Consider the following 11742-nt stretch of genomic DNA (forward strand, 5'->3'; position numbering starts at 1 on the left):
GAACGTTTATCGCTGTTGCGGGTGCAAAAGTACCACCTTTATTCAGTTAAACAAGCTTTTTAGCCGCCTTTTTTTACTCTTTTTTCAATCTTTTTCTTAACTCACTGATAACAGATTATTTACAGATTAACTTTTTTTTCAATACTTGTGAGGCTTTTCTTCATTTCACTGCACTTTCTTTATTTTGCGCGCTTTTTCAGCGTGCAGTTTTGACCAGTTTTTAACGATTTTCGCTGTTTTTCTTGTTTTACAGTATGAACTCTTAGACACAAAAGCTGATTTTTGGTATTTTTTAATCGTCTCCCAACACAAAGAAACCGTGTTTCCTCTTTTAGCTTGGCTTTTCTTCTCAAAACGAACTTCGTAATTGAAATAGAAACAAAAATCACTCTGTTTGTCTAAACAAAAGATTCTGGCCTTCGCCGCAATTAACCCCTTTTCAAGATCTCAAAGCAATTCTATCTCATCCCTTTTTTACTCGTATATATATTATAGTATATTTCTATACGTATATATGTATAAAAAACAAACCCGGCAGGTTTCAAAAAACTGCCGGGCTGTGATTACTATATATTATAGTATTAGTTTTTATTGACTGCTTTTGCTTTGGCTTCCCAATGCTCCATCAAATTATCATAATTTACAGGATTAGCAGGTGTTTGATTCAGCAAACGTCCAGATTCAAAAGCACGAACCAGAATTGTTTCTATTAGATAGTCTTCATTTACTTCATAAGGCTTATACTCGGTTTTCAAGCTTATATCAAATAAATTCGCAGTTGTATTTGACACAAATGCTTTGAAACCACTTTTTAATGTCTTTATCAGCTCATAGGTCGTTATCCCCGTTTGGCGATGAATCAATTTTACAAGAATCTGACCTTGCTTTCTGGATAACTTCTTTAACCTGTCTTCAAATTCATTATTAAGATAGTCCTCAACAATCTTAAAATACTTTTTCTTTTCGCGATTGCTATTTAAACGAGCCATACCTTTACTTCAAAACCTCAAAGCCAAAAATTAGAATTCCCCCAACAAGAAACAAACCTCACCCTTCATCCTTCCAAACACAATCACCAGAAGGCACAAATAAAAAAACCATCACAAATGTGATGGTTTTCTTTTGGAGCCGATAGAGGGACTCGAACCCACGACCTGCTGATTACAAATCAGCTGCTCTAGCCAGCTGAGCTACATCGGCCTATTTTCCGGGTGCAAAGATAAAATTGTTTTTTAATATTCCAAAAAAAATTTCACACCACTCTTTATTATTAAAAAACCACCACATTACTGTGATGGTTTTTATTGAGCCGATAGAGGGACTCGAACCCACGACCTGCTGATTACAAATCAGCTGCTCTAGCCAGCTGAGCTACATCGGCCTCATTACGGGTGCAAATATAAAGCGGTTTTTCGTTTTACCAAAATAATTTTGCCCTTTTTTATACTTTTTTTTGATTACAATTCGTTGATTTTAGCAATCAATTGATTAGCAGTTTCTTCCAATTCAACATTTATTTGTTTGAAGTGCGCTTTTTTATTTTCAACGTTCTTTGCATTCACTTTTGTGATCAAAGTATCAAAAGCTGTGATTGCTTCATCAACTAAAGCATTCGTTTCTGGAGTAGGATTTCCTGTTGTAGACATTTCAAACAAGTAAACTGCCTCAATAATATCTCCTAATACAAAATTGATGTCTTTCTTTAAATTTTTAACGTTTGCCATTTTTATTATAATTTTAATTTGCGTCTGCAAAAATACACATAATCTTTATATTACGCGCTATGAAATGTAAATTTCTAAAATTGAAGCTTTTCCATTCAAAACAAACAATCTAACAGCGGCAGGAATTAATACTGTATCTCCTTTTATATAAGTATGCTTGAAGTCATCATATTCAATTTCAAAACTTCCATCAATACACATATAAACGGTAAATGTTTCACCAGACTTAGAAATTTCAGTATTACTTTCTAATGGAATAAAATTCGTGGTAAAATAGGGACAATCAACTACGACATTTGAAGTGTTTGCTTTTGAATCGTATTTTTTCTTCGTATTAACTTTATTGTAGTTAATTGCATCAAGCGCTAAATCTACATGAAGTTCTCTTTTATTTCCTTGTGCATCTACACGATCAAAATCATATAAACGATACGTAATATCAGATGTCTGCTGAATCTCTGCAACTACCAAACCTGCACCAATTGCATGAACAGTTCCTGTTTCTAAAAAGAAAACATCTCCAGCTTTTGTTTTTACATTGTCTAGAATAGAAACTAAAGTATTATCTTTTAAATGTTTTAAATATTCCTCTTTACTTGAGTTCTCTTTAAAACCAACAATGATTCTAGAATCAGCATCGGCCTGCATTACATACCACATTTCGGTTTTACCAAATGAATTATGACGCTCTTTTGCTAATTCATCATTTGGATGAACTTGAATTGAAAGATCTTCTCTTGCATCTAAATATTTAAAAAGCAATGGAAATTGTTTACCGAAACGCTCATGAACTTTGGTTCCTAAAAGCTCATTTGGAGCTTCAGCAATAAGTTCCATTAATGTTTTCCCTTTTAATTCTCCGTTAGACACAATACTAACATCACCTTCTACTGTAGACAATTCCCAACTTTCACCAGTTATTTTAGACGTAATTGGTTTATTTAATATTGTTTTTAATTTTTCGCCTCCCCAGATTCTCTCTTTCAGAATTGGTTCAAATTGCAAAGGGTATAAACTTGATTTCATATTTTTATTTTGAGACTAATAGCTCAAATAATAAGCTAAAAGCCTTTATTTCATTTATAGTACTAACTCTTTAATTATTTCTAATGCTTTTGGAATGTGCTTTGCCGCATTTACACTATCAAAAATGTAAATGACAACACCATTTCTATCAATAATATAGGTAACGCGTCCTGGCAGAAGACCAAACAAATTGTTACGAACACCAAAAAGGTGACGCAATTTTTTATCTTGATCTGAAAGTAAGATAAAAGGCAGCTGGTGTTTATCTGCAAATTTATGGTGCGATTTTACACTGTCACTGCTAATACCAATTACTTCTGCACCTAAAGCTGCAAAATCTTCATATTGATCTCTAAAACTACAGGCTTCAGTTGTACAACCAGGTGTATTATCCTTTGGATAAAAATAAATCACTAACGGCTTGCGGCCTAAAATACTCTGGCTTTCAAAAATATCCCCGTGATTATCTTTTGCAGTAAAATTCGGAACTATATCTCCTATTTTTAATGACATTTATTATTCTCCTTTATAAGTTACAAAATTGCGATCTGTTTCATAAAGCACGATTTCTAAATCAAAATCAGGCTGAATTCTTTTTCTAATTTTATTCCATATCACAACAGCAATATTTTCTGCGGTTGGATTCAAATCTTGAAATTCCGGAACATCCAGATTCAGATTTTTGTGATCAAACGGCACTTCTACTTCTTCAAGTATAATGTCCGCTAATACTTTCACATCTAAAACAAAACCAGTTTCTGGATCAATTTTACCTGTAACACTTACTGTTAAACCATAATTATGACCATGAAAATTGGGATTATTACATTTTCCAAAAACAGCAGTGTTCTTTTCTAATGTCCAATCTTTTCTATGCAATCGATGTGCAGCATTAAAATGTGCTTTTCTTGATATGGTTACTCTCATTTAGGTTTGGTTAGCTTTGGTTATAATTTGTGATCTTCGAGATAATGATCAAATTCATCAAAAATTATCTTAAACCACACGGTATAAAGTTCAGGCTGTTTTTCAATATCAGCTTTAACATCTTCTATTTTCATCCATTTCCAGTCTTCTACTTCATCTGGATTTATTAAAGGCTCTTCATTATAATACCCAATCATTACATGATCAAGTTCGTGCTCTGTCAAACCGTTATCAAAAGGTGCTTTATATATAAAGTGAAATAATTCTTTCAGCTCCGCTTTAAAACCCATTTCTTCAAACAGTCGTCGACTTCCGGCTTCTATATTGGTTTCACCTTCACGCTGGTGACTGCAGCATGTATTAGTCCAGAGTAATGGAGAATGGTATTTATGATGTGCACGCTGCTGCAGCATCATTTCATTTTTATTATTTAAAATAAAAACTGAAAAAGCACGATGTAAAACAGCTTTTTCATGAGCTTCTAATTTTGGCATCAAACCAATCTGCTCATCATTTTGGTTAACTAATATTACGTTTTCTTCTGTCATATGGCGCATTAATCAAACAAAAATACGAAAAAAGAAATGGCTTAAAAATCTCAGCAGACATTGTGAAAAGTTTAACTTGTCTTCAATCCTCACAAAACACTGAATTACAATACACTGTACATTTCCTTTTCTTTTAAAATCCTTTAAAAATAAGATTTAAAAACTATATTGCTGAGTTTTACGTAGATAATAAAAAGTTAAAACATACTTAAATATATCTGAATTGTAAAATACACGACATTTGAAGGAAAAATGTAGTCGTATCTTTGAAAAAGAAACAGAATTAAAGCTTTAAAAAAAATGAAAACAAAAAAACAAATTCTTAGTCTTTGCTTTTTAATTCCACTTTTTATTTTACAGGCATGCGGGCAAAATACTAAAAAACAAACTGCAAATACTGTTACTGCTATGGAAAACAAAATCAGCAAACCCGGAAATCCATATTATTCAAATACTGACACGACTAAATTAAATGTGAGTAATGCAGCATGGAAAAAAGTACTTCCTGAAGATGTTTATGCGGTTATGCGTGAAGCTGACACTGAAAGGCCTTTTACTGGAAAATACTGGAATACTGATGAAAAAGGAACTTATTACTGCGCTTCGTGCGGAAATAAACTTTTCAGATCTGGTGCAAAATTCGCAAGCAGCTGCGGCTGGCCAAGCTTTTTTGAGCAAGACAATAAAAAAAGTGTAGTTTACAAAAATGATAATTCTCTTGGAATGGAAAGAATCGAAGCGCTTTGCGGCCGCTGCGGAGGACACCTAGGTCATTTATTTGATGATGGTCCCGCACCTACTGGAAAACGTTATTGCATGAATTCGATTGCTCTGGATTTTGTTCCAGACAACAAATAAACTGAAAAATGAAAAATACAATTTTAATCTCTCTTTTTGCTCTAGCCTTAAACGGATTTTCGCAAACTAAAAAAGCTTCAAATCTAGATACTATTACACTTGGCGGAGGATGTTATTGGTGTGTTGAAGCTGTTTACGAGAATCTGGATGGGGTAAAATCTGTTGTTTCTGGATTCTCTGGCGGAAAAAATGCAAATCCTACTTATGAAGAAGTCTGCACAGGCACAACTGGTCATGCTGAAGTAGTTCAAATTACATTCGACAAAAATGTAACAGATATAAACGAAATCTTCAAAGTATTTTTTACTGTTCACGATCCAACTACACTAAACAGACAAGGTGCTGATGTTGGAACACAATATAGGTCTGTGATTTTTTATAAAAATGCTGAACAGAAAAAAGCTGCTGAATCTATTATTGCCGAATTAAACAAAGCAAAAGTTTACAGTAATCCTATAGTAACTAAAGTTAAACCTTTCAAAGCGTTTTATAAAGCTGAAGATTATCATCAAAATTATTATTCAAACAACAAGAATCAACCTTATTGTAAAATGGTCATTCAGCCTAAACTGGAAAAATTTGAAAAAGTTTTTAAAGACAAACTAAAGAAGAAATAAAAAAAGGGAAAATGAAAAATCATTTCCCCTTTTTTATTTCTTTTAAAATTATTGTTTAGCTACTTTTTTAAATCTCATCATTGGCACATCGCCTTGAATTAAATTTAATTTTCCATCTTTATCAACAGAGTAACTTGTAATTTTTCTCATTTGTTTTAAAAATTGCTGTTCACCGCCGCCTTCACAAAACATCATTGTAGTTGGTCCCGGTTCTCCAAAAGTCAACGATTTCCCATTTAAAGTATATGGTGCACTATAACCATTACATCCATTATTACCAAAAACTTTTGTTTCTTTCTGATCAAAAGTAATTTGTGGTTTTTTATTTGGATACAAACCTTCAAAAGCAATTCTAGGACCCGAAATATATTCTAATTCCCAAGTTGTATCATAAATATTTGCTGTGCTTTTACTCTCTTTTGATGCCATACATGAAGTAAGTAATAAGGTTAAAACTGAAACGACTGCAAGTGTAAGTTTTTTCATAAAGATGTTTTTTTTTAGATTAATATTTTTTTGTTCTCGAAAATCAAAATTCTTCTATAAACAGTACTTTCTCAATATTCATGCCTGTTTACACAGATTGCTAAAAATTCTAAATCTTTAAAAATTTAATTTAAGCATGAAAAATGCACTCCAGCAACAAATTCCATTTCAATATAAATCACACTTTTCTGATATCTAAATTACATATTTTTATTCAAAATACTACAAATCAAATATTTAAAATAAAATATCCGATTGTGTTTTTTTCGTAATCTGCAATAATCAAAAAACTAAAATCAAAAGCTAACAAAACATTTTTTTTATTCTTATTCGTCTTAACTATTATTCATTCTCCAAAAAATCTTAATAATCCTTTTATACAGATAACTATTGGGAACGACTGAGAGAAAATAAATCTAAGCCTCAAATATTCTGAGACTTTTCCTTTTGATTTTTTCCGAACTTTACATCCTTAAATAAATTAAAAATGAAAGCACTTACCTTCTCTACTTTTGGAGAATCAGATGTTTTAGAATATATCGAAATCACAAATCCGCAGTTAAAAAATGATGAGATTCTAGTTGAAATGAAAGCTATCGGATTAAATTTTGCGGATGTTTACAGACGAAAGGGAAATTATCATTTAAAAGGAAACCCACCTTTTATTGCTGGTTATGAAGGTGCAGGAATTGTTGTTGATTCTAATAATTCAGATTATAAAATAGGAGATCGTGTGGCTTTTGCCGATGTTCCTTTTGCTAATGCTGAATTAGTCGCTGTTAATACAAATCATGTTATTCCCTTGCCAGACGATATTTCTTTTGAAACTGCTGCTTCTGTTTTACTACAAGGCTTGACTGCGCATTATTTAGCAACCAACAGCCATAAAACCACAAAAGGCGAAACTGTTCTTATTCATGCTGCTGCCGGAGGCGTTGGTCAGCTTTTAACACAAATCAGTAAATTGCTGGGGGCGAATGTTATCGGTTTAACCTCATCTGCAGAAAAAGCAAAAACAGCAATTGAACATGGTGTTGATCATGTTTTACTATATAATGAGGATTGGAAATCAGATCTTTTTAAAATAATCCCAAAGGGTGTTGATGTGGTTTACGACAGTATTGGAAGTACTTTAATGGAAAGCTTTGAAGTTACGAAAGAATGTGGTCAAGTTGTTTTCTTCGGAATGGCGGGCGGAGATCCTGAATTTGTAAATCCTAGAATGTTAATGGACAGTTCTAAAACTTTAACTGGAGGTGATTTGTGGAGTTATTTAAATTCTAAGGAAGAAAGAATAAAAAGAGCCAATCAACTATTTCATTGGATATTAGATAAAAAAATCAAACTTTCAGAACCAACTTCATTCAAATTATCGGAAGGAAAAACAGCACACGATTTTTTAGAAAGCAGAAAAAGCACTGGGAAAATAATTTTGATCCCTTAATTTTTTTTCGCCACAAATTCATGAATTATTTAAAATAAAACGTGACTCGTGGCGAAAAATATACTTTACAATTGATCAATTTCTATTTTAGTCAATTCTGACAATTCTAAAATTCTATCAACTTCATTTTTATTAGCAACAAAAAATAGGTAACTATCACCTTTTGTGTCATAGCTCATCAATTCTAATTCTTGTTTCGCTAGTTCTTTTTGTATGTACGGAAACAAATCGTGACTGTAGGTTTCTTCAGGATAATCAAATTTAAAATCCTGATCAATCAAATCAGATACAATAGCCTCTGCTTCTTCTGCATCAAACTTCCAATCGCTGTGCCAGCTGTTTATACCTTCAAAAAAATCAAACTCATCATCGTAATCATAGTCCTCGATTCCTTCCTCAAAAGCTTCAAAAAGAATCTGTGCCTGATTTTCTAACAATTCATCTTTCATTTCTCCTCTTGAAATCAATCGCAAAAACTCTTGAAAATGCTCAACTGAAGTACTTTCAGCTATTAGACTTTCTGCTGAAGGTTTTACAACTTTTTCAGGTATTTCGGCTCCTAAATATTCGCAAATACCCTGCAAAACAATTTCAAAATCCTTAAAACCAATTTTCTGAATTTCATTAGTTGGTTCTTTTATATCGACTGCTTTAAGTTCTAAAAGTCCGCGTGTATAATCATAAAAATAGCTATTATTATATAGTAATTTAAAATCGTTTGTTTCCATACTGTCAGTACAACAAAAGAAAACAATGAAATTATTTAAAACATGCTTCAAATGCTTTTTCATTTCTGGAGCAGGCTTCGAGAAAAATTCGATGTGAATGTAATAATAATTCAATCCTTCCTTTATCTCTTCATCTGAAAGTGGTCCTATATTTACCTTTTTATATACCTCATTTAAAATTTCGTATGCATTATTAAAACCTGCTTTTTTAATTTCTGCTTTTCCTTCATCATGATCAAATGAATCTGGAATTGAATATAAGGTTACAGAAACAGTATCATGAATTCCCTTCATTTTGAAATTCAATCTGCTTGATTCGTGGTATAAATGAGAATAAACTTCGTATAAAACATCAAAAGAAACAATCGACTTTGGGTCATTATTTCTATTAAACAAATTAGAAAAAAAACTGCTCATTGAAATTGGTATTTAAAAAATCGAAATAATAGTAAAGTTAAGTATTCAAAACTATGGTTTATTTACTACAAAAAGAACAAACCAATATGTTTTTTATACTCAACACATCATACTATGCGGCTTTTAAATAAGTATAAAAACGTTGTAACAAAAAACAAGCTCTTATTTCAATGTTTCTGCAATCATCAAAGCACATTTCTCTCCGTCAATTGCGGCAGAAATAATTCCTCCCGCATATCCGGCTCCTTCTCCACAAGGATACAATCCTTTTATCTGTAAGTGCTCTAAAGTTTGAGCATCTCGCGGAATTCTGACTGGCGATGAAGTTCTGCTTTCTGGTGCGTGTAAAATTGCTTCATTGGTCAAGTAACCTCGCATTGATTTACCAAACTCTTTAAAACCTTCGCGTAAAATCTGCGATAAAAATCCAGGAAAAACTTGTCCCATTTCAACAGAAGTTGTTCCAGGAACATATGATGTTTTCGGAATATCCGCAGAAACTTTGTTTTGTGTAAAATCAACCATTCTCTGAGCTGGAACTTTTTGAGTTTGTCCAGCTAAATGCCATGCTTTTTGTTCAATGCTTTTTTGAAATTCCATTCCAGCAAGAGCACCAAATTTTGCAAAAGGTTTAAAATCTTCTAGCTTCAACTCGATTACAATTCCTGAATTTGCTGTTGCTTGATCTCGTTTCGATGGCGACCAGCCGTTTGTAACTACTTCACCTGGACTTGTAGCACAAGGTGCAATTACTCCACCCGGACACATACAGAACGAATACATTCCACGACCGTTTACTTGTTTTACAATCGAATACGGAGCCGGCGGCAAATGCTCACCTCTATAATCACAACTGTATTGAATACTGTCGATTAATTCCTGCGAATGTTCTGCACGAACTCCTAAAGCAAAAGGTTTTGCTTCTATTAAAATTTTCTTTTTATCTAATAATTCAAAAATATCTCGTGCTGAATGTCCAGTTGCTAATATTAATTTATTAGCGAGAATTTTATCTCCATTTTGAGTTACAATTCCTTCAACTTCATTGTTTTTCACTAAAATATCAGTTACTCGAGTATCAAACAAAACTTGACCGCCAAACTCAATGATTTTATTTCGAATATCCTCAATAATTTTCGGCAGTTTATTAGTCCCGATATGTGGATGTGCTTCAATCAAAATATCTTCTGAAGCGCCAAAAGCAACCAAAAGTTCTAAAATTCTAGTAACATCACCACGTTTTTTAGAACGTGTATACAATTTTCCATCAGAGTAGGTTCCTGCACCGCCTTCACCAAAACAATAATTTGAATCCTCGTTTACGATATGTTCTACATTTATTGCTTTTAGATCGCGTCGGCGTCCGCGAACATCTTTTCCTCGTTCTAGTACAATTGGTTTCAAACCTAATTCAATTAATTGCAAAGCGGCAAAAAGCCCAGCTGGACCTGCACCAACAACAATCACTTCTTGTGCAGAAGAAACGTCCTTATATATAGGTAGTTCAATTTTGGTTTCCTGAAAAGGTTCGCCTTTTAAATATATTATAACTTTCAAATTGATTTTTATCGCTTTTTGACGAGCATCAATCGAACGTTTTAAAATTGTAATATGCTGAATTTCGTTGGGAGAAACCTTTATTTGTTTTGATAAATAATCTTTAAGCAACAATTCGTTTGCTGCAGTTTCTGGAGTTACCTGAAGTAAAAGTTCTCTTGGCATTGTATCTTATTTATTAGCTTTTCTTTCTATGAAAAGAAGATGCAAAAATAACATTTTAAAATGAGATTTTATGTTTCCCAAAAAAATTGCACGCAGATTAATACTGATCAAAGCAGATTTTATCCTTAAACTATTTTTTACAAATTTTTATTTTAGCCTCAGATTTTTTGATTAAAAAGATTTCTTTAAGAACAGGTTAGATGCTGCAGTGCATCTCTACACAAAAAAACTTAGAACCTTAGCATCTCAGAATCTTAGAACCTTAAAAAAAGACTTTGTACCTTTGCCGCTCTGAACCTTTGTACCTTAAAAAATGTCAAGAAAAATAAAACTAATCTGGGATTTTCGTGGCCCAGCTTCTGCAAAAACAGCCGAACATCATGAAATTCATTTAAAAGAATATATCACAATCGAAAAACTTCCTTTAAATATTACGGGATTTAAAATCATCGACGATATGTACGCCATAGCTTTTATGGTAGTAACTGATGAAAATATGCTTCAAGTTAGGGATGCTTTGAAACCGCATCGTGGGGAATTATACGAGGGTTAAAATTCCAACCTCTTTGAGAAACTTTAAATAAAAAAATTCCAAATTCCAAACTACTTCTTGTAATTTGGATTTTTTTTACAATTATAAAACCCAAAATTTAATACTCCTAGTTTTTATTTTTGACTTTACGAATCCAAAATACTCAGATATTTGCCACTCAAGCACATAAAAAAAGCTAAATCACTAATTTCATATCAAAACCATCAGTAATTTAACAAAAAAAAAACTTGTGAAAAATTTGAAATGTAAGATAATTATACGTATTATTGAAAAAGCAAATTATTCTTACTTTTTTTATTCAAAGCCAAGTTCATGTTGCAAAAGGATAAATTAATGTTGATAATTTGGCAAACTATTTATTAATTTAAAAATTCAATTATGAAATTAGAAAGCTTAAAATTAGAGAAATTTAAAGGTTGCACTTTAAAAAGAGAGCAGATGTTTAAATTGAGTGGAGGCGGAGTTAAATCAGATCCAGGAGAAACTTGTGGTCCCCATGGACAAGAAGGCAGAGTAATGCATTTCAGTTATGGTTATGATTCTTTAAGAAATGGGGAGTTGACATATCATAACCGATCGAATGTGGAAGATATTTGTGAACAGCCATCATGATGAGAATAAGCAGATTGTTCTTTTTCAAGTCTGAATTGTACTTTAGCAATTCAGACTTGTTATTACAAAACTAAAGTCCT

General features: G+C 32.4%; 13 protein-coding genes, 2 tRNA genes and 1 pseudogene. 5 read left to right on the forward strand and 11 right to left on the reverse strand.

Annotated elements, in window-relative coordinates:
* Window positions 1–581: 581 nt before the first annotated feature.
* The 8 genes and pseudogenes from ACHRV0_RS19430 to idi all read right to left on the reverse strand — a co-directional run.
* Window positions 582–998 (reverse strand): annotated as a pseudogene (locus ACHRV0_RS19430) (DUF4294 domain-containing protein); the annotation flags it as partial.
* A 125-nt stretch (window positions 999–1123) separates the two neighbouring features.
* Window positions 1124–1200, reverse strand: a tRNA-Thr gene (locus ACHRV0_RS19435).
* Window positions 1201–1307: 107 nt separating this feature from the next.
* A tRNA-Thr gene (locus ACHRV0_RS19440) sits at window positions 1308–1381 on the reverse strand.
* A gap of 76 nt (window positions 1382–1457) precedes the next feature.
* The gene (locus ACHRV0_RS19445; protein ID WP_068843886.1) at window positions 1458–1724 is read right to left on the reverse strand and encodes a hypothetical protein; all 267 of its coding nucleotides are present in this window, start codon (window positions 1722–1724) and stop codon (window positions 1458–1460) included.
* A gap of 57 nt (window positions 1725–1781) precedes the next feature.
* Complete coding sequence (locus ACHRV0_RS19450; RefSeq protein ID WP_395442139.1) at window positions 1782–2750, reverse strand: type I phosphomannose isomerase catalytic subunit; 969 nt, start codon at window positions 2748–2750, stop codon at window positions 1782–1784.
* 54 nt (window positions 2751–2804) lie between these two features.
* Complete coding sequence (locus ACHRV0_RS19455; protein ID WP_395442140.1) at window positions 2805–3263, reverse strand: peroxiredoxin; 459 nt, start codon at window positions 3261–3263, stop codon at window positions 2805–2807.
* Window positions 3264–3266: 3 nt separating this feature from the next.
* Complete coding sequence (locus ACHRV0_RS19460; RefSeq protein ID WP_129026224.1) at window positions 3267–3677, reverse strand: 6-carboxytetrahydropterin synthase; 411 nt, start codon at window positions 3675–3677, stop codon at window positions 3267–3269.
* Window positions 3678–3697: 20 nt separating this feature from the next.
* Complete coding sequence (gene idi, locus ACHRV0_RS19465; RefSeq protein ID WP_089055254.1) at window positions 3698–4225, reverse strand: isopentenyl-diphosphate Delta-isomerase; 528 nt, start codon at window positions 4223–4225, stop codon at window positions 3698–3700.
* A gap of 300 nt (window positions 4226–4525) precedes the next feature.
* On the opposite strand from idi, the gene msrB reads away from it, so the two are divergent.
* Together msrB and msrA are read left to right on the forward strand one after the other, a co-directional pair.
* The gene (gene msrB / locus ACHRV0_RS19470) at window positions 4526–5083 is read left to right on the forward strand and encodes a peptide-methionine (R)-S-oxide reductase MsrB (protein ID WP_395442141.1); all 558 of its coding nucleotides are present in this window, start codon (window positions 4526–4528) and stop codon (window positions 5081–5083) included.
* Window positions 5084–5091: 8 nt separating this feature from the next.
* Window positions 5092–5700, forward strand: coding sequence for a peptide-methionine (S)-S-oxide reductase MsrA (gene msrA / locus ACHRV0_RS19475; protein WP_395442143.1), 609 nt, complete (start codon window positions 5092–5094; stop codon window positions 5698–5700).
* A gap of 48 nt (window positions 5701–5748) precedes the next feature.
* Here msrA and ACHRV0_RS19480 read toward each other — a convergent pair whose 3' ends face one another.
* Entirely contained in the window at window positions 5749–6186 is a 438-nt protein-coding gene (locus ACHRV0_RS19480) for an META domain-containing protein (RefSeq protein WP_395442144.1), read from the reverse strand.
* A gap of 487 nt (window positions 6187–6673) precedes the next feature.
* On the opposite strand from ACHRV0_RS19480, the gene ACHRV0_RS19485 reads away from it, so the two are divergent.
* Window positions 6674–7630: a quinone oxidoreductase family protein gene (locus ACHRV0_RS19485; RefSeq protein ID WP_395442145.1), complete on the forward strand. Its 957-nt coding sequence runs from the start codon at window positions 6674–6676 to the stop codon at window positions 7628–7630.
* A gap of 65 nt (window positions 7631–7695) precedes the next feature.
* Here ACHRV0_RS19485 and ACHRV0_RS19490 read toward each other — a convergent pair whose 3' ends face one another.
* Together ACHRV0_RS19490 and ACHRV0_RS19495 are read right to left on the reverse strand one after the other, a co-directional pair.
* The gene (locus tag ACHRV0_RS19490; RefSeq protein WP_395442146.1) at window positions 7696–8775 is read right to left on the reverse strand and encodes a hypothetical protein; all 1080 of its coding nucleotides are present in this window, start codon (window positions 8773–8775) and stop codon (window positions 7696–7698) included.
* A gap of 162 nt (window positions 8776–8937) precedes the next feature.
* Window positions 8938–10497: an NAD(P)/FAD-dependent oxidoreductase gene (locus ACHRV0_RS19495; RefSeq protein ID WP_129024665.1), complete on the reverse strand. Its 1560-nt coding sequence runs from the start codon at window positions 10495–10497 to the stop codon at window positions 8938–8940.
* Window positions 10498–10810: 313 nt separating this feature from the next.
* Here ACHRV0_RS19495 and ACHRV0_RS19500 point away from each other — a divergent pair, with 313 nt between their 5' ends.
* A complete protein-coding gene (locus ACHRV0_RS19500; protein ID WP_395442147.1) occupies window positions 10811–11050 on the forward strand; it encodes a hypothetical protein in 240 nt (79 codons plus the stop codon).
* Window positions 11051–11428: 378 nt separating this feature from the next.
* On the forward strand, window positions 11429–11662 hold the full coding sequence (locus ACHRV0_RS19505) for a hypothetical protein (RefSeq protein WP_395442148.1): 234 nt from the start codon (window positions 11429–11431) through the stop codon (window positions 11660–11662).
* Window positions 11663–11742 lie beyond the last annotated feature (80 nt).

The organism is Flavobacterium sp. FlaQc-30 (genome assembly GCF_044005885.1).
GTDB lineage: Bacteria > Bacteroidota > Bacteroidia > Flavobacteriales > Flavobacteriaceae > Flavobacterium.